This is a genomic window from Paenibacillus sp. FSL H3-0310 (assembly GCF_038002785.1).
GTDB classification, from domain to species: domain Bacteria; phylum Bacillota; class Bacilli; order Paenibacillales; family Paenibacillaceae; genus Paenibacillus_AQ; species Paenibacillus_AQ odorifer.
Window position 1 is genome coordinate 134,728 of record NZ_JBBODC010000002.1, and the last position, 26,527, is coordinate 161,254.

The 26,527-nt window shown below is 47.4% G+C and carries 17 protein-coding genes; 4 read left to right on the forward strand and 13 right to left on the reverse strand.

What is annotated here, in order from left to right; all coding sequences use genetic code 11:
* Nucleotides 1–2: 2 nt before the first annotated feature.
* The 9 genes from MHH63_RS20150 to MHH63_RS20190 all read right to left on the reverse strand — a co-directional run bounded on the left by MHH63_RS20150 (nt 3) and on the right by MHH63_RS20190 (nt 19,707).
* Entirely contained in the window at nt 3–2,297 is a 2,295-nt protein-coding gene (locus tag MHH63_RS20150; protein WP_076130104.1) for a glycoside hydrolase family 3 N-terminal domain-containing protein, read from the reverse strand.
* Nucleotides 2,294–3,217, reverse strand: coding sequence for a carbohydrate ABC transporter permease (locus tag MHH63_RS20155; RefSeq protein WP_036684927.1), 924 nt, complete (start codon nt 3,215–3,217; stop codon nt 2,294–2,296). Before MHH63_RS20155 ends, MHH63_RS20150 begins: the two co-directional genes overlap by 4 nt.
* A gap of 24 nt (nt 3,218–3,241) precedes the next feature.
* Nucleotides 3,242–4,147, reverse strand: coding sequence for an ABC transporter permease (locus MHH63_RS20160; RefSeq protein WP_282579979.1), 906 nt, complete (start codon nt 4,145–4,147; stop codon nt 3,242–3,244).
* 123 nt (nt 4,148–4,270) lie between these two features.
* Nucleotides 4,271–5,773: an ABC transporter substrate-binding protein gene (locus MHH63_RS20165; RefSeq protein WP_076130103.1), complete on the reverse strand. Its 1,503-nt coding sequence runs from the start codon at nt 5,771–5,773 to the stop codon at nt 4,271–4,273.
* A 175-nt stretch (nt 5,774–5,948) separates the two neighbouring features.
* Nucleotides 5,949–7,469 (reverse strand): response regulator transcription factor, encoded by a 1,521-nt coding sequence (locus MHH63_RS20170; RefSeq protein ID WP_341172034.1) that lies wholly within the window; start codon nt 7,467–7,469, stop codon nt 5,949–5,951.
* Nucleotides 7,462–9,285: a cache domain-containing sensor histidine kinase gene (locus tag MHH63_RS20175; protein ID WP_076208103.1), complete on the reverse strand. Its 1,824-nt coding sequence runs from the start codon at nt 9,283–9,285 to the stop codon at nt 7,462–7,464. The genes MHH63_RS20170 and MHH63_RS20175 overlap by 8 nt, the downstream gene beginning before the upstream one ends.
* A gap of 178 nt (nt 9,286–9,463) precedes the next feature.
* On the reverse strand, nt 9,464–14,518 hold the full coding sequence (locus MHH63_RS20180; RefSeq protein WP_341172035.1) for an endo-beta-N-acetylglucosaminidase: 5,055 nt from the start codon (nt 14,516–14,518) through the stop codon (nt 9,464–9,466).
* Nucleotides 14,519–14,606: 88 nt separating this feature from the next.
* Nucleotides 14,607–14,801, reverse strand: a complete 195-nt coding sequence (locus MHH63_RS20185; protein ID WP_341172036.1) for a hypothetical protein — start codon at nt 14,799–14,801, stop codon at nt 14,607–14,609.
* A gap of 535 nt (nt 14,802–15,336) precedes the next feature.
* Nucleotides 15,337–19,707, reverse strand: a complete 4,371-nt coding sequence (locus tag MHH63_RS20190; RefSeq protein ID WP_341172037.1) for an S-layer homology domain-containing protein — start codon at nt 19,705–19,707, stop codon at nt 15,337–15,339.
* 168 nt (nt 19,708–19,875) lie between these two features.
* Here MHH63_RS20190 and MHH63_RS20195 point away from each other — a divergent pair, with 168 nt between their 5' ends.
* Entirely contained in the window at nt 19,876–20,001 is a 126-nt protein-coding gene (locus tag MHH63_RS20195) for a DUF4023 domain-containing protein (RefSeq protein WP_051491363.1), read from the forward strand.
* A gap of 98 nt (nt 20,002–20,099) precedes the next feature.
* Here MHH63_RS20195 and MHH63_RS20200 read toward each other — a convergent pair whose 3' ends face one another.
* Together MHH63_RS20200 and MHH63_RS20205 are read right to left on the reverse strand one after the other, a co-directional pair.
* A complete protein-coding gene (locus MHH63_RS20200) occupies nt 20,100–20,804 on the reverse strand; it encodes a hypothetical protein (protein ID WP_076130101.1) in 705 nt (234 codons plus the stop codon).
* Nucleotides 20,805–20,990: 186 nt separating this feature from the next.
* A complete protein-coding gene (locus tag MHH63_RS20205; RefSeq protein ID WP_036684918.1) occupies nt 20,991–21,512 on the reverse strand; it encodes a GNAT family N-acetyltransferase in 522 nt (173 codons plus the stop codon).
* Nucleotides 21,513–21,681: 169 nt separating this feature from the next.
* Here MHH63_RS20205 and mbcS point away from each other — a divergent pair, with 169 nt between their 5' ends.
* Nucleotides 21,682–23,277 (forward strand): acyl-CoA synthetase MbcS, encoded by a 1,596-nt coding sequence (gene mbcS, locus MHH63_RS20210; protein ID WP_248549471.1) that lies wholly within the window; start codon nt 21,682–21,684, stop codon nt 23,275–23,277.
* Nucleotides 23,278–23,367: 90 nt separating this feature from the next.
* Here mbcS and MHH63_RS20215 read toward each other — a convergent pair whose 3' ends face one another.
* Both MHH63_RS20215 and MHH63_RS20220 read right to left on the reverse strand, forming a co-directional pair.
* A complete protein-coding gene (locus tag MHH63_RS20215) occupies nt 23,368–23,946 on the reverse strand; it encodes an SMI1/KNR4 family protein (RefSeq protein WP_076190140.1) in 579 nt (192 codons plus the stop codon).
* Nucleotides 23,947–23,957: 11 nt separating this feature from the next.
* Nucleotides 23,958–24,395 carry a HEAT repeat domain-containing protein gene (locus MHH63_RS20220; protein WP_036684913.1) on the reverse strand — a complete coding sequence of 146 codons (438 nt, stop codon included), beginning with the start codon at nt 24,393–24,395 and terminating at the stop codon, nt 23,958–23,960.
* Between the two features lie 227 nt (nt 24,396–24,622).
* On the opposite strand from MHH63_RS20220, the gene MHH63_RS20225 reads away from it, so the two are divergent.
* On the forward strand, nt 24,623–25,123 hold the full coding sequence (locus MHH63_RS20225) for a DUF4358 domain-containing protein (RefSeq protein ID WP_036684911.1): 501 nt from the start codon (nt 24,623–24,625) through the stop codon (nt 25,121–25,123).
* 6 nt (nt 25,124–25,129) lie between these two features.
* On the forward strand, nt 25,130–26,515 hold the full coding sequence (locus tag MHH63_RS20230; RefSeq protein ID WP_341164704.1) for an MBOAT family O-acyltransferase: 1,386 nt from the start codon (nt 25,130–25,132) through the stop codon (nt 26,513–26,515).
* The last annotated feature ends 12 nt before the right edge of the window (nt 26,516–26,527 follow it).

A 26,527-nucleotide genomic window follows, 5' to 3' on the forward strand; every position in this document is an offset into this window, starting at 1 on the left:
CTTTACCCCCTCACCGTCAAATCGGTGCTCAGTGTATCATTTACATGCTTACCCACCAGCACTTTAAACGCTCCTGGCTCTACAACAGGTCTTAAATCCGGTCCGATATATTGCAATTGCTCCGACCCTACCGTGAACAACACGGTTTGCTTCTCACCCGGAGCCAACTTGATTTTGTCAAAAGCCTTCAATTCCCTGGCAGGACGGGTGACCTTACTGGCGACATCGGAAATATACAGTTGCACCACCTCTGCGCCCTCACGGTCTCCTGTATTCTGAACGTCCACGGAAACTGTAGCCGTCTCCCCAGCCGCAATTACTTCCGGCTCCACCTTCAACCCGGAGTACGTAAATTCAGTGTAGCTAAGCCCGAAGCCGAACGGATATTGAGGCTGGGAATCGGCCTCCAGATATCTTTTGCCACGGGAACGTTTACCGTTGTAATAGACCGGGAGCTGGCCCACATGCTTCGGCACGGATACAGTCAGCTTCCCGGACGGGTTCACATCGCCGAACAGGATATCCGCAACAGCGTGCCCGCCTTCTTGGCCTGGATACCAGGCTTCCAGAATGGCATGTACATGCTCGTCAATCCAAGGCTCACTCACCGGACGGCCGTTAATATAAACAACGATCACAGGTTTGCCGAGCTGATGAACCTGCTGGATCAGTTCCAGCTGCACTCCCGACAGGGTCAATGACACCCGGTCAATGCCTTCGCCGCAGTCCATATCATTCCAGGCATTCTCCGTCACCTTGGACGCGCCTGTCTTGAGATCGATACTGCCTTCCCCGAAATCGCGTGCACTGGAGCCGCCGACGACCATAACAACGGTATCAGCCTGCTCTGCACAAGCGAGCGCGGCTTCAAAACCTTCGCGCGAATCGCCTTTGATCCGGCAGCCCGGTGCATAGAGCACCCGCTCCGGCTCTGCAGCCAGCTTGCTGCGGATGCCGCTGAGCACGGTCGCTACCTTAGCCGGAGGCTGCGGTGAGGTATAATCGCCGAGCTGGTTATACCCGGCATCGGCGTTAGGGCCAATGACGGCGATCGTGCCGGCGGTCTTGGACAATGGCAGCACACCTGCTTCATTTTTCAGCAGGATGATGCTCTCGCCCGCCACTTGCCGGGCCAGCTCTTGATGCGCTTTGCTGCCGATGACGCGTTCAGCCGCATCGGGATCAGCGAATGGTTGCTCGAACAGGCCCAGCCTGAACTTGAGCGTCAGCACACGGCGGACCGCCCGATCCAGCAGTGCCGGGTCCAGCTTGCCTTCACGAACGGCATCCACCAGGTATTTGCCGTACATCTCTCCGGACATCTCCATGTCGATGCCGGCTTCCAGTGACTGCACTGCTGCATCCATGCCATCTTCAGCCACATCATGGCCAGAGGCCAGCATCTCTATAGCTCCGCAGTCGGTAATGATTAGACCCTCAAATCCCCAAGCTTCGCGGAGTATATCCTCTAGTAGCTCTGTATTTGTCGTGCAAGGCACGCCGTCTATTTCGTTATAAGCAGGCATAATGGAGACTGCACCCGCTTCGACCGCTTTTTTGAAGGGCAGCAGATCCACTTCCAGCAGTTCACGCCAGCCCATGTGCACAGGTCCGGCATTCCGGCCGCCTTCTGAGCTGCCGTATCCCACAAAATGCTTCAGCGTAGCCCCCACGCTGCCGCCGCTCTGCAAGGATTCCCCCTGCAGACCTTCAACAGCCGCAACCGCCATCTCGCTGATCAGGTAAGCGTCCTCGCCGAAGCACTCCTCGGTGCGGCCCCAGCGGGGATCGCGCACCACATCCAGCACCGGCGAATACGTAACCGCGCCGCCCTGACTGCGTGTCTCCAGCGCTACGGCGCGGCAGACCTCACGATACAGCTCTACATTCCAGGAGCTGCCGAGCGACAGGGGCACCGGGAATACGGTGGCCCCGATCGCCATGTGGCCATGCGAGCATTCCTCGCCGATCAATACCGGAATGCCCAGCCGCGAATGCTCCAGCACATACCGCTGGAGCGTATTCACCGCTTCCGCACCTTCACGCGGAGACAGGCCAGTAGCCAGCGTCACACCGGTCCACGGGTCAGCGCGCAACATCCCGTAAAGCGAACCAACGCCGCCCCCGGCAACCTTCTCCTTGAAGCTTTCTGTCAAGGTCATCTTACCGTCTCTATGTTCATAGGCCTGCCAGCCAAAAGGCTGAATCAGCTGACCGGCCTTCTCTTCCAAAGTCATCAGTCCGAGCAGATGCTCCGCCCGTTCTTCAGCAGGTAAATTCGGGTTTGTATAACTCATTCCTTAACAGCCCCTACGGTAAGACCTTGAATGAAATAACGCTGGAAGAACGGATAGGCAAAAATAATCGGTCCTGTCGCCAGCACGACCATCGCCATCCGCGATGTATCCTGCGGCATGGAGCGAAGAGCTTCCAGACTGAGCGAACTGTTCTGGGAGTTCTGCAAAATAAACTGCATACTGGTCTCGATCCGCATCAGCATCGATTGCAGCGGGACTAAATTCGGGTTGTCGATGTACAGCAGCGCATTGAACCAGTCATTCCAATAGCCGAGGGTGCTGAACAAAGCAATCGTAGCCAGACCGGGCAGTGATAAAGGCAACACCAATTTCAGGAAGATACGGAACTCGCCCGCCCCGTCGATTTTGCCGGATTCGATAATGGCATCAGGCACACTCGTGCTGTAGAAGGTGCGCAGAATCATAATGTAAAAAGCATTCACCGCCAGCGGCAAAATCAGCGCCCAGATCGTATCCTTCAGGCTTAGAAACTGCGTAACGATAATATAAGTCGGCACAAGTCCACCGTTGAACAGCATGGTAAAAAACGCGAAGAACGAGAAAAAATTGCGGTAACGGAAGCTTTTCCGGGAAATGGCATACGCATAAAAAGCGATAAACAAAAGGCTGATAATCGTCCCTATCACCGTTACAAAAATCGTCACACCATAAGAACGCAGCAGCATATCTCCGGATTCAAACACATAACGGTATGCGCCGAGACTCCATTTTGCCGGAATCAGCTTATAGCCATCCCGCGCCAGCGCCACCTCATCGGTGAAGGAGATGATCACGACGAACAGAAACGGAAACACGCACAGAAACGCAAAGATGCCGGCTATCAGATTAAAAGTGATATTCCAGGGCGTCGAGAGATGGTGGAAATCACGTTCTTTTTTAGTCTTAGTAATGGAAGACATATGGCCCACTCCTTTCATGAGGTTCTAGAACAAAGCGCTATCCTTGTTGTATTTGCGGACAATATAGTTAGAGGTCATCACTAGCGTAAAGCCGACAACCGATTGATACAGACCTGCGGCAGTGCTCATACCAATCTCACCCGTTGTTTTGAGGCCTTGATAGACATAGGTATCAATAACATTCGTGACACTGTAGAGCGTACCGGAATTACGAGGCACCTGGTAAAAGAGACCGAAGTCGGCGTAGAAGATTTTACCGATGGCCAGCAGGGTCATGATCGTGATAATTGGACTCAGCAACGGCAGTGTAATATTGCGAATCTGTTGGAACTTACTAGCTCCGTCGATCATCGCCGCTTCATACAGCGACTTGTCGATCCCCATAATAGCTGCGAGATAAACTACGCTGTTGTAACCAACTGCTTTCCACAGATAGACTAGGATCAGGATGAACGGCCAGTAGGCTTTTTCCGAGTACCACTGAATTGACTCTGCGCCAAAAAAGCCCATGATCTGGTTCAGCATCCCGCGTTCGGAGCTCAGGAAACTAAATGCAAAATAGCCGACAACGACCCATGACAGGAAGTAGGGCAGGAACATGCCGGTCTGATACACTTTGGCCAGCTTCTTGTTCACAATCTCGGACAGCACAATCGCCATCAGAACCGACAAGATCAAGCCAAGCAGGATAAACGCTCCATTGTAGAGCAAGGTGTTGCGGGTAATGATGTACGCGTCATTGGTGGTAAACAAAAACTTGAAGTTGTCTAGCCCCACCCATTTGCTGTTGATAATACTCGCCCAGAAGCCGTCGCGGCTAAAGCGGTATTCCTTGAAAGCAATAATCGTCCCTATCATCGGCAGGTAAGAGAAAAAGAGAAACCAAAGCGCACCTGGTAAAACCATGAGCAGCATAATCTTGTTATTCATAATATTTTTTATAAATCCGCTGATTGTCTTCACACTTAGATCCCTCCTGTATGTCCTTATATTTCAAAAAAAGACCGGGTCAGAGGCCACGCCCCTGCCCCGATCTTCTCTTACGTTGATGTTTTACTTGTTGTTGGACGCTTTCCAGGCATCAATTTGCGATTGCGCTTCAGCGATAATTTTGTCCAAACCAGCTGCCTTGAATTTCTCAATAGCTTTCGGTAGATACTCGTCAGGATCAACGGTTCCAGTCATCAGTGGTGACCAGTATTCTTCTTTTACGTTCTGAACCGCAGCGATTTCAGTAGTCACCTTGGAAGTGTCGAAGTTAAAACCAAGCAGCGGTGCATTTACACCGGATTCATTAAACTTTTTGAACTCTTCCCATTTGTTCTCAGGGTCACCCTCGTTCAAATAGTTGATCATGATATTGCCCAGCGAGAAGGTTGGCATGTCATAGTTCTTGGATTCATCCAGGTTCTTCATGGAATTCTCACCAGTCTTCTCGTAGTGCACGCCTTCGATTCCGGAGTCAATCATATTGCGCAGCACCGGATCGGTGTTGAGCAGGTTCAGGAACTCCATCGCTTTCTCCGGATATGCGGAGTTAGCCGAGATAGCTTGCATCGAACCCATAACGGACCAGTTGTAGATGTAAGGTTTGCCAGCTGGCGTAGAAACTACAGGATAGCCGTAGCTTGCCGACCACAGATTGTCCGCCATCGGCTGGGTAGCTGCACGATCCATGAACCAGTTGGAAGATTTGTAGAGATCATCCACCGAAGTTGTAGTTGCTACTTCCGGCGAGATATAACCTGCCTTGTAATATTTGCGAACGGTTTCAAGAGTGCTTTTGAGTTCTGGTGTTTCCAGAATGTTCACGATCTTGTAATCCTTCGTGTCCATATAAACAGCCATTGGCATCTTTTCAATGATGTAGTCGAACGGCAGCACTGGCATGAAATCCTTCACCATAGCGTAAGGCGTGATGCCCGGTTCATTCTCTTTGATCGTCTTCAGCAGTGGTTCAATGCTTTCCATTGTGTTCACCCCGGAAATGTCGAGGTTATATTTGTCGAGCAGCTCTTTATTAAAGCGCCAAACTTCTTGCGCCGGAAGCTCTTTGTTGGCAGGTACGGCATAATTATGTCCATCTACCTTGGAGCCTTCCAGGAACGCCGGATCAATCGTGTCTACGATGCCTTTTCCATATTCATTAAGCAGGCTGTCCAATTCCATAAAAGCGCCTTTGCGGGCATTTTGCACATAATCGAACGCCCAGGAGCACGTAAAGAGAATGTCCATGGGTTCGCCAGCGGCTACTTTGACCTGCATTTTTTGTGTATAATCACCAAAATCAATCATATTCATCTTCAGGGTGACATTTATCTTCTCTTTAGTGTACTTATTGACTTCTTCCACGACACGGTCCAGATCCTTCTGCGGTCCGCCGATCGTGTACCAGATCAGTTCGACTGGTTTCTCGGATGATGCACCGTCGCCGCCCGCTCCTGAACTGTTAGTTGCCGCGTTGTTTGAATCGCCGCCACATGCGCTGAGCGCAAGCGAGAATGCCATAAGTGATGTCAGTAACAGGGAAAACCTTTTTCTTTTGTTGTTGCCCATTCCTGTATAACCTCCCCTTTGTTTACCTCAAGATCGCTGGCCTAATCCGGAATTAAACCAGCAGCTTTCTCCTTCAAGGACTATCCTTACTGTAATTTATGAAAGCATTTTCAAACAGAAGCTAAACTAAATAAATCATGTAGAAAATAAAGAAAAAGCTTGCAGCGGCGGTCCGCTAGACAAGCCCTTTGTACTCCGTAGGAGATATCCCGACATGCTTCTTAAATTGTTTGTAAAAATAGCCGGTCTCCCAATAGCCTACTTTGAGAGCGATTTCATGAACTTTAAGTGAGGTATTCCGCAGCAGCTCCTTCGCCTTCTCAATCCGGTATTTATTGATATATTCGGTGAATGACTCATTCACCTCTTTATGGAACAGCTGTCCCAAATACACCGGGTGAATATGGTATTGGGCACCGAGGGTCTTCAGTGACACATCTTCATTGTAGGACTCATGGATATAATTCAGCACCTGCTGCACGACTGGACTCTTTACGTCCCGAACTAAGGCGTCTACCGTAATGGTAGCGGCTTCCTGAATAATCTGAGTCAGTTCATTTATGGAAACTGTAGAGCGAATGAGGCCAAAACCGTCTGCGAAAAGCTCCGGTTCTTCCACATGACGAATCTCCTGCAGCTGCATCTTGAAGCGGATCAACCATTCCATGGCAATGCCTTGCAGCAGCACGGGTGTAATCCCCTCCATCCGCCGCAGCTGCTCAAAATGATCCTGGATCCGCGCCAGCAGCGCTTCCTTATCCTTCGCCATAATCAGCTTGAGATCATCTTCCCAATTCAGCGGCATGCCTTGGACGGCAACCTCATGCCTGTCCTGAACTTCCTCATAATGCAGCAAATTCCGCTCTGGAAACAGCATGAAATATTCCTGAGTCATCTTTGCATGGGCATAACTCTGAGCCGCCGCCTCCTCCATCTCCTCCACCGTTCCTACGGACAGACGCATTGGCGGACCGCCAGTTAGGGATAACAGCAGCTGCGCATGAAGCCTTTCCACCGCTTCTTTACCCTGCTGATACTCACTAAGCAGATGCAGCAGCACGGTATCTCCATCCATATCTCGGAATGCAATCAAAGACGGGTTACCGCCTACAACCTCTTCCACCGCCTGAAATAGCTCGGCAGCGTCCTGTTCAGGGCGAAGCAGGGCTACCTGCACCAGCGGCTTATCTAGTCTAAGTCCCAGAAAATCAGTCCGTTCACTGAATTCCTTCGGCCCAATCTGGCACCGCAGCCAGCGGTACATCACATTATCGCGCAGAATGGAAATACTATGCGCATTGAATTGACTCTCTTGACGGGAGACACCCAGCTTCTCGGCGGCAGTCACTAATGTTGCCCGGAACTCTTGCAAATTAATAGGCTTGAGCAGATAATTTTCAATGCCGAGCGCCATTCCTTCCTTAAGATAACCGAACTCATCATAGCCGCTGAGGATAACAACTTTGATCTCCGGCTGAATCTCCCGTACGGCCCGGATCAGATCCAGCCCGTTCATCAGCGGCATGGAAATATCCGTAATTAGAATATCCGCTGGAACAAACCGCAACGACTCCAGCGCTTCCTGGCCGTTCTCGGCGTGGCCGACAATCTCCATCCCCAGTGCTGCCCAATCCACAATGTCATATAATCCTTCGATAATAAAAGGCTCGTCGTCCACAATGAAAATTTTATACATGGTTTGGATCATCCTCTCCCAGATCGGGAAAATACACAGTCACGGTTGTGCCGGTACCCGCTTCGCTTTGTAATTCAATGCCATACTCACTGCCATAAAGCAGCTTCAAACGTTCATGAATACTGCGCAGGCCGAATGATTCCGATTGTTCATCTGGCTGCAAAAGACCTTCTTTGAGCTGGACCAATCTGTCCGGGGCAATCCCCCGCCCATTGTCTGTAACTACCGCACGCAAATATTGGCCATCCTTGGCCACAGCCACACTGATGTGATTATCATTCTTGTCCACTCGCATCCCATGTAGAATGTAGTTTTCAATGATAGGCTGCAGCGACATTTTGAGTACAACTCTTCCGGTAAGCTCTTTCCCGCATTCCATTGTATAAGAGAATTTATCCTTATAACGGATGCGGAACAGCTCCAGATATAAACGGCAGGCCTCTAGTTCATCCTTCATCGTATGCTTGGGTTTCTGGTGAACATAGCTTTTGAACAACACCGACAAGCTGTAGATCATCTCCCCGACATCTGAAGCTCCTTGAGAGATTGCCCTCATTCGGATCACCTCCAAGGTATTGTAGAGAAAATGCGGGTTTACCCTGGCTTCAAGCGCGGCGATTTCGGTATGTTTTTGCTTGATTTCAGCCTTGAACACACGGTCTATATGAAGATTCAGCTCATCCAGCATATCGTTGAAGCTCTTGGAGATCTGCCCCAGCTCGTCTTCTCTGACGTCGGTAATCCGGGCATCCAGGTCACCGTTTTTCACTTTGCGGGTGAACTTGATAATTTTATGAGTCCGTCTGGCAAAATTATTGATAAATAAAGTGGGTGTAATAATCGCAAACAACAGGCAGATCAAGCAGATAATGAAGATCATGTTCCGCAATCCCCTATAAGTGGCGGCTAATTCCTGCTTAGGTACAGCACTCAACACAGTAAATCCGCCTTGGGTGTGAGTCTGCTTAGTAATGATCATCCCGCCGACTTCTTCACCATCTGTATAGGCAGAATTCATCTGCTCGGGATAAGGATAGCGCTTTCCATAATAGGTGCCCGAGGTATCAAATAACACATCCCCATCCGCTGCCAGCACCAGAATCTTTCCCTTGAAGTCATCCTTATAATTGCCCATACTCCCCCAGACCTCGCTGGCATCAAAATAGACTAGAAGCTGACCAATGTTGCGAAGTGATATCTTGTTATTGACCGGGGTACGAACCGTAAACATCGGCCCCTCCGGAGATGAGATCGCCTGACTGACCCAAGTGTTTGGAGCAGTGACACTCCCTTCCTCCTCCAGATACAGCGCATCCGGTACGAAAGAGTGGGCTGCATTAGTGGAAATAATCTGAAATTTGCCTTGGTCATTATAGACATACAGCTGCTGTTCAGCTGCACTGTAGAGCATTAAACTGCGGATATCAGGATCATCTTCAACTTGATTGCGAAAAAACTGCACGGTATCCGTCGTAGCATTACTTTCGTTGAAATAGCGGTCCAGCCGGTACCTCACGTAATCTTCATACGGATGCTCCAGCAAATACGACGTATTAGCAGTCAGCTCCGTGTCCCGGTACACGTCCCGCATCATAGACTGTACAGAGTCATATTTCTGCTCAATATAGCTGTTGATGCTCTCCACGGTACGTTTCTGAATCTCCATCTGCCGCTGCACTACAGCCTGAGACATGAGCAAGAACATCAGGTAGGAGAAGGTGATAATGGTGACCACGGCAATGACTGAGAAGAGCAGGATGATTTTCATAAACAGATTATTCTTCAGATACTTTCTGTACAATTTCCCCGGAAACATCAGCAACCTCCTACAGCAGGGGGAAGACTAAGCTTCGCTGCTTGTCATTATGAATAAAGTATAGCATGAGGTGCTTCCTGCCTGTGGCTGGTAAAAGCTTGCAATCCTCCGCCAAGCAAAGACAGTCTGCCCATGGAGCAAAGGGCTCCTTGGGCAGACCGTGGTGAGGCAATATAATCTACCGGATGTAATTCAAGATGAACTGCGCAGCCTCGGCACGGGTCGCCAAGCCACCGGGAACAAACTTCCCGTCCGTGCGGCCATTCACCAGACCCAGTGATGAAGCAGCATTCACGCTGTCTGCCGCCCAGGCTGCTACCTCACCGGAATCGGTGAATGTTGCCGAGGCTGATGACTGAAGCGCTCCATGCTCCAGTACATAGGCACGCATTAGCATAGTGACAATCTCCTGGCGGCTGATGTTCGCACTCGGATCGAACTGCTCAGCAGTGCGTCCACCTACAATACCTGCCCGGACCAGACGCGCCAGGTCCTGCTCATACCAGACACCAGAAGGCACATCACTAAATTTCAATTCCGCCTGATCTTGCAGTCCCAGCACGCCAGCCAGCAGCTTCACAAATTCCGCTCTTGTAATCCTGCGGGCGGGTTCAAATCCATTTTCGGAAGTGCCTTGTACCAGATGTTTAGCCGCCAGCTGGCGGATAGTGTCCGCAGCCCAGTGAGTAGACGGAACATCAGCGAAGGATTTATTGTACTCCAGCACAGCCAGCCTGCCTGTTCCGCTAAATTCCCCTTGCAGGAAGCCATTCGCGTACACTCCGCCGAGATAGGTAAGCGAACCCCCTTCAGCAATAGCATATAAACCAAGCAAATTAGTATTATAATCCGTATTTGTTGCACTCCATTGTAAGGTTACTGGTTTGCTGAAGCTTGGAAGACGGCTAGATGTGCCATTCCCCGCGATGATGCTCAGATCAAACGTCATACCCGTACCCCGCAAGACCACCCCACGCTCTGCTTTCAGTGTGCTCATGTTCAAAGTCTCCGGGCTGAGCTTCACCTGAATCTTGCTGCCTGAAGCTTGGGCTTCATTAAGCAGAGCCTTCAATTGCACCAGCAATTCCGGCGCAATACCAAGTGTGGTTCCCGAAGCGGACAATTCAAGTTGACGGATCCCTAGCAACTCACCTGCATTTACAGGCAGCTCGATAGCTGTAACGCCTGCCGGCACCTTTACCGTCAATTTGCCGTTCTCAGTAGATGTACTGAGTGCACTTGCTGGAACTGTCAAAGTTGTGCTAGTAGGACTTGGAAGCGGCGTTGCTGTCGCTGCCGGAGTCGTCCCACCAGTTCCCGTACCTGTCCCTGGAGCCGATGTCGGCTGCGGTGTAGATACAGGAGTATTGTGGACCTTGAAATTAATAATTCCGCTCTTTTGAACAGCCGTATAAGGGTGACCATTCAGTATTTTGGTGTTGGTGACTACGGCCGTGTACTCGCCGCTGTCTGTTTCTTTTGCAGAAGGAATCGTATAATTACGCTCCACAGCACCTTCAATGGCCTGCCCGTCTTTCAACCATTGGTAGCTTAACTCGCCATAAACTGCAGAAGCTACTACGACAAAAGACACCTTATCACCTACAACTGCCGGATTCTTATCTACACTATTAGAGGTGATAATTGGCGCATCGGGTGCCGGATGTACTGTCACCGTAAGTTCATTACCGGTTCTTGTTGAAGGCTCCGTTCCCTCTTTTCCAGTCAGAACCACACGGAACTGCGTACCGCTGTCTGTTTCAGAAGCAGTAAATGCGTATACCGCCGAAGTCACGCTCTCCGCCACAGTCCATTCCTCTGCGGTTGCTGCCTTCGTCTCCCAGCGAACCGATTCCACATCCCCGCGGATCTGTACGAACAGCTTCACTTCTTCACCAGTAATGACATCAAGTGCAGACGGAAGATCGGTTATGAAATCAGGCGCTCCCCATGGTGCTTCAGCCGGAGTTAAGTTAATTGTGTACTCTGCTTCACTGCTGTCACCAGATTCATTGGTGACGATGACCTTGTACTTATTGCCATCCATCCCGGTAGTCAAAGCAGGGATAGTATAGGAGGCGGACACTCCCAACGCATCTCCATAACCGCTGCCTGTGTCCGCATACCAGGCATAAGTCAGCTGCCCTGCGCCAGTGGCAACTGCCGTTAGTGTCGCGGACGTATTTTCACGGAAGGAGCCTTCCCCTACGATCTGCACCTTTGGAGCTTGCAAGGCCCACTTCGCCTGCAAGTTCAGTTCACCGGTTATTAGATCTTCGGTAAAATTCCATCTTCGCGCACCTTCTCCTTCTCCAACATACCAGCCTTCCAGGTCATAACCCTCTCTGGCAATGCTTGTAGGCTCCATCAGCAAAGTGCCATACACAGCCTCGGCCACAGTATTTGCTGGTTCACCCCCATTAGCATCAAAGAGAACGGGATAGCTTCCTTTCAGATAGACAGGTTTGGAGCGGTTGCCTGCATAATCCTCCATCACCACATGCACAACTTTTGCCGACGAGGTGAAGCTTAAGCTCGCCTTAGTTGTCCGTCCACGGATAATCATCGGCTTATTGCCAGAGCTATACGTTGTGGCAAAAGATTTTGCATTCCCATCCTCATACACATACATATACCGCCAGTCTCTGGTATTCGGCATCGGCAGATTCAGCTTACCGTCCGTCCAGGACCATTCTTCCGCGTAAGGTTCCGCAACCGTGTCGATGAACTGGCCGCTGACCGAGACTGGATCGGTGTTGCCTGCGGTAACGGTGACAATGTAATCATCGCCGTTTACCGGCATCCCCGTGAACAGCGCAGTGCTTGCACCTGCCGGGACAACCACTTGCTGTGACACCGGTTCGGATGTCGTAATCCAATTCAAAGACTGCACTCGAACGGTAATGTCACCGGAAGCTTGGGCGGAGTTCGTCCAGTTCACAGTCAACTCCCCGTCCGCGCTTGAATCCACCTTCACTCCGGAAACCGCCGCATCCAGATCAAAAGCCAGCGTTGCCGCTTCACCCTCCACTCCATCCGCACCCACTGCAACCACTTTAAGTGTTCCGGATTTCACCGGGAGATGCTTCAGGTAGAACACCTCATCGTATTTGCCGCCCATAAATACATCATTCACGTACACATTATATTGCTTGATCTTAGTGTAATCGGGATCTAGCTTCCACTTCACAACCATCTCACCTGTATCTGTAAAAGCTTCCGCAACTGCTAATTCCGCAGGAGCTGTGGGCTTTACGGCAGACCCGTCATAAACGCGCAGCTGTCCGACGTTCATCTGGTAGGTGGACGCTGTTCCTTGCCCGGGATCGAAGACCAGTCCAAGGGCTGCAATATTATGACCCGCGTATGCACTGAGGTCCAGCTCCTTTGTCAACCAACCGTCCGAGTGCTGACCACTGTTTGGAACAGCGACCTCTACGACGGTATTCGGATCATCAGCCAGGATGAGTCCTACTGCCATCGCCGAAGCATCTGTGGCAGATGGCTTGTTGAAGCTGATCGACAGCTTGGAGTTGCCATTGACCCCCAGCTCTGTTTTGTACAGACGCAAGAAGTTCTTCGCATTCAGATTGCCGTTCACCACCAGTGAACTGCCACCGTTATACGCACCGATCTGCTCATAGTTGTAACGGTTTGTACCCGCAAGGTTGTACTCCGGTCCATAATCAAAATCTACAGTAAGCTTATTGCCAGCAGTATCCTGCCACCACTGCCAAGTCACTGGGATGTCCTGCAGGCTCATATTAGACCACTCATCCGGGTTCGATACTTTACCGGTCACAGAATAGGACAAGCCGTGTCCAGTGTTAAAATTGGTGTAAAAGTTCTTGTCCTTAATTACCGAACGCTCCGCAATGACGGACGAGATTCCCGGCCAGTAACGGTTGTCGGCATAAACATCGGCAACGGTATTGGTTGCCGATTTGACCGTATTCTTAGGGTCCACGTTCGGGCCTGACCACCATAGCTGCTCACGCAGTTTTGTCATCCATTGGTAGTCATTTTCGGATCTGTGCGAGACCGGGTAAGACAGGTTCATGTCCTCATCCAGACCGGCATGAACAAAGTCCGCACCGAGTGTAGCCAAGCTGAGCCGTGGCAAGCCATTGCTGTCCAGCTTGTTCATCAACGCTGTTCCGTTAACGGACTTGAACCGGTCACGGCCTGCTTCCAGCCCTGCAAAACCAACTTCAAACAAGTTGTAGCTTGTTCCCAGACTGGCATTCAGATTGCTTAAGTAACTAGCCGCGTTGGTAATCTGTGTATTGCCAGCCCCGTAGTCGAAGAAAAACGAATTGGAGACGGGTTCCTTGGTGCTTTTATCCACTAAAAAGGAGATATTGGTATCATTAATCGTCCGGGCGAACGTATTAGCACCGGTATTGGTGTTCAGCGAGTCGTACCACTGTACATACAGGCCGCCCTCTTGCAGCACCTTCATAAACGCGATGTAATCGGGGATATCCTGGGTCGCTACATTCGGATTCATCTCTTCCTGATTTACAAAATAACCGTCAAACCCGAAATACCCGGCCATCTCGATCAGTTTATCCGCCACCGGAAAATTACCATTCTCATCTTTAACTATCATTTGTTTGTACGTCTGCTGTCCACGGTCATTATTGGAAAAAAAGATCCCCGCCAATGACAACACGCCGTTTTTATGCGCTGCATCGGTGTAGGTAGGGTTCGGGATGTTCAGCATGCCGAATTCGAACCATTTTTGCTGCCAGTCCTTCTGGGCCAATTCATCATAATATTCCGGCGGGGTATACGCAGTCGCTGTACCATGCCAGTAGGAGTAGTAATCGATATATTGCCAAAAGTTAAAATGATACTGCGCAAACTTGTTCGTATACGGCGCGTTCTCAATAAAAGCATTCCCGTAGTCGCCAGCAACGTTGATCATCTGTGTATCTGCGCTAAGCGCTGGGTTAGCTTGGGTTGCAGCAAATGGGGCATTCCGCTTCTGCAGCGGCACCCGCGATCTCAACAGCTCTGCATCCGGATCGGTTGCCGGACTCCAGTTCGCAATATGGCTGCTCGTATATCCATGTACATTAGGCTGATTGGCACCCGGCGCACTGTCTCCTGTAAAAGGCCACGTATCGCCGGCGTAAGCCGTTAGGGGAAGTCCTGAAACTAGCAAAGCTGCCGCCAGAACAGCTGATGTCAGCTTACGACGCGCCTTTTTACCGGTGTGAAGGTTCATTTTCCACTCTCCTCGTCCTGTAGTTGTTTCGGTTACTCTCATCCATGAAGCGTAATGTGTCTCACTATGTCGCCGAACAGCAAGTAGATTACTTCTGTTGTCCCGTCCCTCTGCTGCTCCTACCCTCTTCTACTTCTACTTCTACTTCTTCTACTTCTACTTCTACTTCTTGTTCTTCTTCTTCTTCTTCTTCTTCTACTCTCTTCTGCCTACAGATTCTGTATCCAACCACATTCGTGCAAGCACATTCTGTATTCAACCCCGATCGTGCAAGCGCATTCATTTTTGTCGGCACCCCTCCTGCCTTACTTTGATTAGTCCACCCTAATCTAACCCAGATCTTTCCTTACAAATAGCCGCAAAATTAAAGATATGCTGGATAAATTAAAGATTATCGTGCTATCAGGGCTCGATATCCTGGCAATGAGTGGGTCGTTAAACATATGTTGGTTGAAAATATAAAGAGGATGAAGGAGCGTGGTCTCTTTTGCCTCTTATCTCCGCCACTCCGCCGCATTCACTCATTTCAAAGGCACTTTTGCCTCTCATGTCCGCCAATCGCCGCATTCGCTCATTTCAAAGGCATTTTTGCCTCTCTTTCACGCCAATCCGCCGTATTCGCTCATTTCTGAGGCACTTTTACCTCTCTTTCGCACCACTCCTCCGAATTCACTCATTTCTGAGGCACTTTTGCCTCTCTTTTCCGCCACACCACCGTATCGCTTCCTCCCTCACACTACCCAGCTACGAAAAAAAGATTGCCTCTCCGTCATCAACGATGACCTTGAGGCAATCTTTTTTCAAACCATCCGATTTAGTTACTTTCCTTGCTTCTCCAGCAGGTTCAGAATGATTGTTACTGCTTCGGCCCGGGTCGCTACCTGGTTAGGTGCAAAACGATTTTGTCCTATGCCATTCACAATGCCCGCTTCTACTGCTGCCGCAATATATGGCACTGCCCATGCGGGTACATCCTTAGCATCATTGAAGGTTAAGGTCGCTTTTGGATCTACTGTAATGCCCAGAGCCCTAACAACCATAACTGCCAATTCAGTACGAGTAAGCTCCTGCGTAGGACGGAAGGTACCATCGTCATAGCCGCTGATAATTTGCAAAGCTACTGCCTGAGCCACAAAGGACTTAGCCCATGCCGGAATCTTCGCTGAATCCTTAAAGCTTGAAGTGCTACCACTGTCCGGCAATTGCAGGGCACGAGCCAGCATAGTGATAAATTCAACCCGATTTACTTTCTGATTAGGACGGAAAGTATTATCCGGATAACCGCTAACGAAGCCCCCTGCTACTGCTTTCTCAATAGCCGCTGCTGCCCAATGGCTGCCAGTATCCGTCAATGATGGTTTGACTACTGGTGTTGCAGTTGGTGTAGGCACCGTTGTTGGTGCTGGTGTAGCTGTTGGTGCTACTGTTGGCGTTGGTGTTGCTGTTGGTTTTGTTGTTGTCACTGGTCCTGTTGATGATCCTGTTGTTGGTGCTGTCGTTGGCGCTGTTGTCGGTTCCGTTGTTGGTGCTGTCGTTGGCGCTGTTGTCGGTTCCGTTGTTGGTGCTGTCGTCGGTTCCGTTGTCGGCGTTGTTGTAGGTTCTGGTGTTGGGTTTACTTCAGGATCTGACTCCTTAATAATACCGAACTCTTCCAGAACATATGGTTTAGCATCATTAATATTCTGATCGATCTCATAAGATACAGCTGTTAATTTGCCAGCATCTACAGTAATACCTACAAAGGTCTGAACTTGACCGCGTTTTGGACGCGTAGCATCACTTGGGTCCGGTCCGTATTTAGCTGCTGTATTCTCATTTGCTACTTCAAAGAGATTATAATACGCATCTCCCAATTCTGGTTTCATGTTCTTGTAGTAAACCTTCGCTCCCGCTGTAGCTGGGATCAGATAGATCGTTCCATCTGGATTTACTGTGTACTCTACAGTTTGACCATTGAAGCTTTCTTTGATCTTCACTGTGTCTGCCGCAGTTCCATCAGCTTTAATTGGCTTGGTCCGGGCATAAATATGGTCGTGGCCTTGAAGAACTAAGTCAATGCCCAGTTCAGCCATCATTGGAGCAACCTTCGCTCTTTCTCCATTTGTACCCATAATGTCTTTGTCAGTAGCATGGTTAGAGGTTGTGTATGGACCTTTATGCATAGCTACGATAATCCATTTCGCACCAGCAGCTTTCGCTGCTTTTACGTCAGCCTTCATCCAATCCAACTGCGCTTGGCTGAAGTTAGCAAATTCATCGGAATTCTCATTTGTATTCAGGACTACAAAGTGAGCATTGCTGTAGTCATAGGAATAATATGCTCCAGTTTCTGTTGCAGAGCCCGGTGCTTCCTTAATATTGTAGTGCTCATAGAAGGCATTTGCCTTATCCTCATGATTCCCCGCAACAGGCACGATGGTCGTGTTAAGCAGGGTATCTTGCGAATGACCAAGCAGCCAATTCCATTGTGATTCATTAGTTCCGGTATCCACGATATCTCCGTTAATCGCCACAAACTCAGCATTCGGGAACGTCGTAAGTGCTTTTGCCATCGTTTCACCGGAAAGAATCGCCTCATCTTCGGTCTTAGCCTGTGTATCAGCCAAATCGATGAAAGTAAATGCTCCTGTCTTAGCGGCAGTTTCAAAAGTTCCCACTGCACTCCACAGGCCTAGTGCTTTATCACCTACACGGAAGTAGTATTTTGTATCAGCTTTCAGGCCAGAAGCTTCCGCTTTATGGACTAATTCATCTTTTGAATTTCTGGAAACCGCCGAACGTCCTGTAAACGCAGCAGCCTTAGCAAAGTCTGGAGTAACGCCCGTATTTTCTACAACCTGCAGATCGTTTCCAGTAGACTTCAACGCTGTGTACCAAGTGAAGCCTTTTGCACTCACTGGGTCGCCATTAAAGGTAACTGTAACTTTTTTTATCGAATCCGTTGAAGCGATAGCAGCTTCTGAATTTGTTCTTTCACTTACAGCTTTGATAACAAATTGATAGGTTTGGTTTGGATTAGTATTTTCTACAGTGTAAGTATAAGAAGCTTTACCTTCTTCATTAGGAACACTGGCCGTCCAATTTGCCGATACCAGATCATTTTGCTCATAAATACGATATCCAGACACTGGTGCACCGGAAGCTGGCGCATCCCAAGTCAACGTTATTTTACCACCATCTGCTGCAGTAGCCTTTGCATTTTGCACAGGTTTAACTGCTACTTCCGATTTATGAATGCTGTAGTTATCATACAAGTCTGTAGAACCACCAGTTGTTGTGGTGTAGGCTTCGTAAGATAGCTCATCATTCGTTACCGTCATCCCCGTGAACATTTCCTTGCCAGGCTGTCCGTATTTAGCTGCAAAAGGGAATGTTCCTGAAGCTACGTTGTATTTCTTATTGCCCGCTGCATTTGTAATCAGGTATAAAGTACCCTTAGGATCAGTTACTACTCCGTTTGAGTCCGGAACAATATCCGTCAATGGCTTGTTGTTGTACATCTGATAACTTCTAGCAAAGGTGTGGTCGTGCCCGCCAATTACCATGTCGATACCAAGCTCATCAAACACCTTCGTTAATTGCGCTCTGTAAAAGAGTACATCTGTATCATTGGTGTGATTGGCAACGGAATAAGGAGATTTATGCAGAAGCACAACCTTCCATTTCTGATTGCTTTTTGCCGCTTCGCTACGAAGCCACTCCACTTGTTTATTGTAAATTTCGTTATTCTCAAGATTTGAGCTTGCACCATAATATTCTGTATTAATTACCATAAAGTGCGCTGAACCGTAGTCAAAAGAATATACAGAACCATCAGGTTTCGCGCCTGTATTCGAAACATTCGGCAAATTAAAATGAGCGCTATAATTGCTATAATTTTTGCTTTCATGGTTGCCTACCAAAGGGACCAACGGAATATTCGCTAAAATATCCTTAGGCTTATTGAAAAACCATCCCCATTGCTCCTCAATATCACCGTTATCCACCAAATCACCAGAATTCAGAATAAACTCACTTTCCGGGAATTTAGCTAATCCTTCTTGAAGGGTATGATTCCAGATATCAAAATCTTCTTCAGTTGTTCCTTGGGAATCCGTTGTATATAAGAATTTATAAGCCTGATTACTGGAGCTTTCTGTTTTAAAAGTTCCTACGTCACTCCAGTTATCAGCTTGTCCATCCCCAGCACGGTAAGCATATTCCGTTCCCGGCTGCAGATGATCCGCTATTACCTTATGGCTGGTTAGCACAACTGGTTTTTTAGCTGATTTATCCGCTTTTGTCATATACACACTAGTTGTAACGGATGTCCCTTCATAAGATTGAGCGCCTGCCGCTGGAAACTGGCCATTCTCCAATTTAGAAGCTTCTACTACTTCCAGTTTGGTGCCAGTCACACTTTCAGGTGCATACCAGTTGAATCCCATACTAGTCTGCGGGTTGCCATTAAAAGTAATTGCGATAGAATCAGGCTTCCCAACTCCAGGTTCTACTGTCTCCACTACAGGATAAGCAATCAGGCTCATATCCCAATAAAGGTCAGAGCTAGTGTCGCCCGTCTGGTGAACTTCAGCTGAAAGCTCATTACTTCCATCCTTCAGATTGGCTTTTACGATTTCCGTTAGGTCAACCTTTGTATACTCATTTGGATCACTGCCATTAGTTGTACTAAGTGTCTGATAGTCGATTTCACCAGCTGGCATAGCCTCGCGGTAGATTTCTGCACCATTCAGATACAGCACTACTCCGTCATCAAATGCAAAATTACCTAATACTTTATCCGATTTCGTAATTTCTTCCTTATTCACAGTTACATTTGTCCGGAAATAGGAAGTACGATATTTCTTCTTTTTATCCGTGCCGTAGCTTATATTTGTATTCAGAGCACCAAATTGCTTGCTGCTGACTCCGGCCCCAGAATCTTTATAACCAAGCGGCGCTTGGCCTGATGCCCATGTAGAATCATCGTAAACAGACCGCCATACCGAACCTTGATCCGTTCCGTTATCTAGATATTTCCATGTAGAATTGCCCGCCAGTAGTGTTATTGGCTCTAGCGTTTGTAATTGCAGTAATCCAGCATCCTCATTGCTGTCTTCTGCAAAAGCTGGCATTCCTGTAAATGTAAGTCCCAGTACCATAACGAAGGCTAGTGTCATGGATACTGCTTGTTTTAATAACCTGTTCATAATCAGTCTCCCTTACTGTTATTATGAAATGCTTGCATCCATTCATAGTAACTACTAAATATTTTCACAATGTACGGATTGATCCACTAGTTTGTAAAAACGGCTTGTGTATTTAATCAGGCAAAAGTGGTTACAGTAACGGCAAGGTTATGATCAAGGAGGACAAACATGGACGATACTCAAGCTTTTGTAGACAAAGTACACGACACCCAGAAGAAAGCAGAAAAGAACAAACAGAATCACGGTAAAGGAACACCAAGCCAAAAGCTGCCTAATAAACAGCACAGTAAATAGAACACGCCTACACGAAAACAAAAAAAGCAGCAAGCCCTCCCGGATCGGAGTGACTTGCTGCTTTACTTTTTGTATATTGAGCTTTGCTTTTAAAGGAGTTATTTACTCCATTTCACCACATTGACGGCTACCTTCTCTAATTGCGCCTTGCTCAAAGCCTTGTCTGGAGAACTAATCGTCACAAAACGATCATCCAGTTTATAGGTCAAAAACAATGAATCGCTGGTAGGGCTGTACCACTTAGCTTCTGTACCATTGGAAAGCTTTACGGTATCGCCTTTGTAATCATAGGAGTAGTCACGTGGAGAAACGTTCACCCTCATATGGTCGAACAAAAAGTACACTCCATCTTCAGAGCTAGCTGCTTTTTGAAAAGCATCTCCACTCACCATTTGTGCTGGTGCATAAACCGTTTTAAACCCATCGAAATTTGCAAAAGCTTTAGAAATTTGTTCTTTTTGAGCGTTGCTGTACTGTACTGGTGTTAATGTATCTTTATCCGGCACCACAGTTCCAGTACCCAGAATGACCTGATTCGCTGCCGCATCAAAAGTCACTGGCACCTTCAACACATCAGCCAAGGCACGTACAGGAAGATAGGTTGTATTGTTATAAGTAATCGGAGCTAATGTGTTACCTTTATTATCAACAGGCGTATAAGCTGCACCATTCACTTTAAATCCAATGCTGTGATTGAGGTATGCTGTGATTTTTTGCAGCTTAGTTCCTGCGTACACACCAGCCGAACCTGTAATTGCCATCCCAAATACCATCGTTGCTATAATGAACTTTTTACTTTTCATATGTTATGCCTCCTTAGAAGATCAATCTCGGTTTTTACTTTAGCTCAAGTTTTAAAGGAATATGTCTCTAAGTTGTATTTAACTTGTACCCAATTTGTAAAGAAACTATTCATCTGGAGCCCTGGTTTGTATAAAAAAAACAGCAACCCGCTTATCCCATAAGGATTTAACGGATTGCTGAGGGCTTTAACCTTGATACGGAGTTGTAACCTTATACACTTCTGAATATAAAATTTCTCTATAAAGTTGGAATTCTTCTTCATCAACAGGGTTAGGGTAAGTCATAATTAAGAGTGGTAAATCTTCATTTCCTTCACGCAAAGGAGGCTGCACATAATCGTAAGGGTTCAAATGAAAGCCCAGCCGCTCATAAAAGCCGATTCTCCGCTGCTCCATTTCACCCAGTGGCCGCTCAACTTCCAAAAGGACAGGCTTGTTAGATAGACTGATGTATTCAGTCATCAGCTTTTTGCCAATTCCTCCACCTCTGATGCTCGGGTCGACTGCTATATGTTCTACAAAACGAAAGCCGGGAAACTCCCAGCAGGCCATAAAAGCAACAATTTTACCCTCAGAATTCATCTCGGTAATGAGACGATAATCTGGAACGTCCAATAACTCCTGTTGTCCCTCAAAGGTTCTGATCTCAGAAGTAGGAAATGAGGCTTCCATAATAGCGAATATTTCATCAAAAGTTGTGTGATTCATAACATAAGTTCTCACTTTCTGGATTTGTGGTCTATTATAAGTTTACCTTACACATATTATCTTAACCCGAAATTCATTAAGAACTCAAGGTACTAGTACCTGGTACTAGGATAACGTGATATACTAAATAGAACAGTTATACACATCTTATTTGATATAGGAGAGGTTCATATTGGATAATCAGCAATGGATCGCACCTGAGTTCTACAATCTCACTTCGGAAATGGAAAGCCATGCTCCTGAGAAGATTGCGCTTAAGTGGTTAAATGAGCAAGGAGATTATGAGGAAATTACTTACGGTGAATTACGCAAACAAGCTAACCGGCTGGCCGGAGGACTTGCGAAGCTTGGGCTGCAACAAGGGGATCGTGTTCTTGTTATGGTTCCACGCCGCATCATCGCTTATGTCATCTATTTAGCTTGTCTGAAACAAGGACTTGCCATCATTCCATCCTCAGAAATGCTGCGTGCCAAAGATTTATCCTACCGCCTGCGCCATTCTGAAGCCAGAGCCGTTATTGCTTGGTCCGAAGTAACCGGGGAAGTGAATAAAATCTCAGAGGATCTTCCTGCTCTCGATTACCGTCTTTCCGTATCTGGCAGCTCAGACGAACTCGGTGAAGGCTGGCTGGATCTAGAAAGTCTGATGGTTGGACAACCAGATACCTTTACAGCAGTCGCAAGCCGCCGGGATGATATGGCTATTCTCGCCTACACCTCAGGTACTACCGGCAACCCTAAAGCGGTCGTTCATAGTCATGGCTGGGGTTATGCTCACTTGCGGATCACCTCACCTCAATGGCTGGATATTCAAGGATCTGACACCGTCTGGGCAACAGCAGCTCCCGGCTGGCAAAAGTGGATCTGGAGTCCCTTCTTAACCGTTCTTGGTAACGGAGCTACAGGTTTTGTATATAGTGGATCCTTTCATCCCAAAAAATATTTGCAGCTATTGCAGGATCACAAAATTCAAGTATTATGCTGCACCCCAACGGAATATCGTCTAATGGCTAAAACAGAAGACTTAGGTCGTTACGACTTGTCTACCCTGCGTTGTGCAGTATCTGCCGGAGAGCCATTAAATCAAGAGGTCATTAACACCTTTCAGCGTGAGTTCGATATCACAATCCGTGATGGTTACGGCCAGACGGAAAGCACCCTAATTATCGGAACACTCAAAGATACTCCAATACGCATTGGTTCTATGGGTAAATCAATCGCTCCCGGCTTAGTCGAGGTTGTGGACGAAGAGGGTAAGCCACTACCTGCTGGAGTGGTTGGTGATATTGCCGTACATTTGAGTATGCCAGCCCTGTTCCACACTTATTACAAAGATCCCGGTAGAAAAGAAAGCTCCACACACGGCGAATTCTTCATAACCGGCGACCGGGCAAAAAAAGATGAAGATGGTTATTTCTGGTTCGAGGGTCGTGGGGATGACATCATCATTAGCTCAGGTTACACTATCGGTCCTTTCGAGGTAGAAGAAGCATTGATGAAGCATGCCTCCGTCAAGGAATGTGCGGTCGTAGCCAGTCCAGACGAGATCCGTGGGCACATTGTTAAAGCATTTATCGTGCTCAAGGATGAGATTGTTGGTTCACCAGAGCTTGTAAAAGAGCTGCAATCCCATGTTAAAGAGTGGACAGCCCCTTATAAATATCCGCGCAAAATCGAGTTTATTCAGGATCTTCCGAAGACGACCTCCGGTAAAATACGGCGAGTAGAGCTTCGTGAGCAGGAGAACCAAGCTGCGCAGGAATAAACATAGCCATATAAAATTCACCTTATTAAAAAATAAAGAGCAGCTAGTCCATAAATGGACTGCTGCTCTTGTTTATTTGGCATCAGGCCGTTACTCGGACCAATATTTCGCATCCGGGTTCAGCGCCGCACCAACTTCGCCTTCTAATACTAAATCGCAATCGAGGTAGCCCTCTTCATCCAGGAAATAAACCTCCTGCTTGTAGAACTCGCATAAGGTCTCCAGGAATTTATCAGGCGAATCATACATCACAATTAAATCACCGAAATCATGGAGCAGGTCACATACCTGTTCCACACCCTCAGCAGACTTGTAATAACAAATGAAATCACTGCCATAGTTCGTTAAGATAGGCAAGATAACTCCATCAGGATGTTGACCTTTTTCCTCCAATATCCCAGCTAATACCTTCATCTCCTCTTCATATTCATCCATATGAATCAGGCGGTACCCTGGAATAAATTCGATAAGGCTTGGTTCCTCTTCCTCACTGCTTGTCCCTGAGACAGTGCTATAAATAGCTTTCAGCAGTTCAGGAGTCTCCGGCAAAACAGCCGTAATCTTTGCTTCGTTACCACCCTTGCCCAAGCTGGCAATATAATCAGGGCGTAATTCTGCGGACAGCTTAAGGTATTCTTGAAATTGTTCTGTCAATTTATTGGTGTGCATATTGTCATCCTTTACTTATTTGCGGAAGTCCACATCTTCATCAGCCACGTATCGAAGTCAGCGCCTTTTTCACCTTCATAAGCGTCGTACACGTCAACTCTCATCTTCTTCAGCTTCTCTTTGAAGTCCTCGTAAGAATGATCTCTTGGCAGGCTCTTTTTAATTCTCAGCAGGATCTTGGATACGCCTTTAACTAGTTCAGGCTTGTTCTTCGATGGCACCTTAACGTCTTCACCAAAAGCCTTCAGCTTAAGGTAAGCAGCTTCTTGAACTGTATATACAGGATCGCTCTCCATTAAACGCGTCAGGATATCGATAATTTGTTTGTGGTTGGTCTGTCCCAGCTCTTCAACTGCTTCTAGACGCGCTCTCCAATCCGCAGAGCGGTTGGCAGCTTTCTTTAATTCCTCATAATTCTCCGGTAGTTCATTGTTCAGTTCTTCGATCATTCCGTTCAATCCCCTTCTATTAAAAACTATCTATCTTACAGTAACAGTATAACCAACCATTGCGCAAGCTAAGAGAGGAAGATCTTTGCATGAATTCATGTGAATATCATATTTCCGCAAAAATATGGGTAAAGTATCCGGAGTAAGTCCCCAGCGCAACATTCTATCGACTATATACGTTAGTAACTAGAGAAATTCAGACAATACATCAAGGAGAGTGACCTAAGTTGAAAAAGCATACCTTCATGCTAGCGTTAACCATTGTACTAAGTGTGGTGCTTGGCGCCTGTTCCAGCAACAACAGTAACAATGGAGCTGCCATTGAAACGAATCTAACTGCAAAAGAAATGGTCGATCAAATGCTGAGCAAAGTAGAGCAGCCATCATTAATGGAGCTTGATGCGGCTACAGTCGAACAGCTATATCATCTCAACCCAGAATTGCTTGAAGATTATAGCATTAGAATGCCTATGATGAATGTGAAAACTAACGAAATCGCCGTTCTGAAAGTTAAAGATGTAAAAGATATGACTACTGTTGAGGATGCCATCAAAGCGCGTGCAACAGATGTTCAAAAACAATTCGAAACCTATCTGCCTGATCAATACGAAAATGCCAAGAACTATAAACTTATTAAAAAGGGTAACTATTTCCTGTTCGTTATTGCTGATCCTGCGGATCAAGATAAACTCGTAGCAGACTTCGATACTTACTTCACAGAAAAATAAATAACCATGGTATTCAGCAGCCTACTTTTCCTGTTCCTATTCCTGCCGGCTGTCCTAGCGCTCTATTATGTTTCGCCCTGGCGAATCAAAAACCTCATATTGTTTTTAAGCAGCCTGGTTTTTTATGCTTGGGGCGAACCTGTCTACATTGTAATCATGTTGCTGTCCACCATTACAGATTACAGCTTTGGTCTACTGCTCAGCAGACCAAAGCTGACTGCGGTGCAGCGCAAGTGGATTGTGGTTAGTTCCGTCATTATTAATCTAGGCTTATTGTCGTATTTTAAATACGCAGATTTTCTCATCCAAAATATAAATGGACTCCTCGGTACACACATTCCTTTAACGGATTTACCTTTACCTATTGGGATTTCATTTTATACTTTTCAATCCATGTCCTACATTATTGACGTCTATAGAGGAACTTCGAAAGCACAACGCAATTGGATTGATTTCGGTACATTCGTAGCCCTGTTTCCACAGTTAGTAGCAGGTCCGATTGTTCAATATAACACCATTGCCGGGCAACTACGTGAACGTACGGTCGATATCTCCATGTTCGCAGAAGGTGTACGGAGATTCATAATCGGATTAGCCAAAAAAGTACTGCTCGCCAACAACATCGGTATGCTCTGGCACACCATATCCAGCTCCAATCTAGATTCCCTGCCTGCTTTTACCGCTTGGCTTGGGATTATTGCGTTTGCTTTTCAGATCTATTTTGACTTCAGCGGGTATTCGGATATGGCTATTGGTCTCGGTCTCATGTTCGGCTTCCGCTTTAACGAGAACTTCAACAAACCTTATATCTCTCAGAGTATTACTGACTTTTGGCGGAGATGGCATATTTCCCTTAGCAGTTGGTTTCGTGACTATGTCTACATCCCGCTTGGAGGCAACCGCCGGGGGTTAAGCGTTCAAGTGCGCAACATTCTCATCGTGTGGCTGCTCACGGGAATCTGGCACGGGGCAAGCTGGAATTTTCTGCTCTGGGGATTATACTTCGGGGTCATTCTTATCTTTGAAAAATGGTGGGGATTAACGCTATTAAGCCGCCTCCCCCGTTGGACAAGACATTTATATGCTGTAGTACTTATACTCATCGGATGGGTCTTATTCGCTTTTGAAGAACTTCCTCTGGTCATTGGCTACTTACAAGCGATGCTTGGCTTTAATGGACAGCCGTTATGGAATAACACCACTTTATACTTCACTTACACGAACGCGATTCTACTCGTGGTGTTAACCTTTGCCTCTACACCTGTGAAGCTCTCCAAGCGGATGGATTCTAGATCGGTTCCTGCTCTTGTTTGGTATGGTGTGTTATTTTTCCTATCTGTTGCCTACTTAGTAGATGCAACCTTTAATCCATTTTTATATTTCCGGTTCTAACCATTAGGGGGT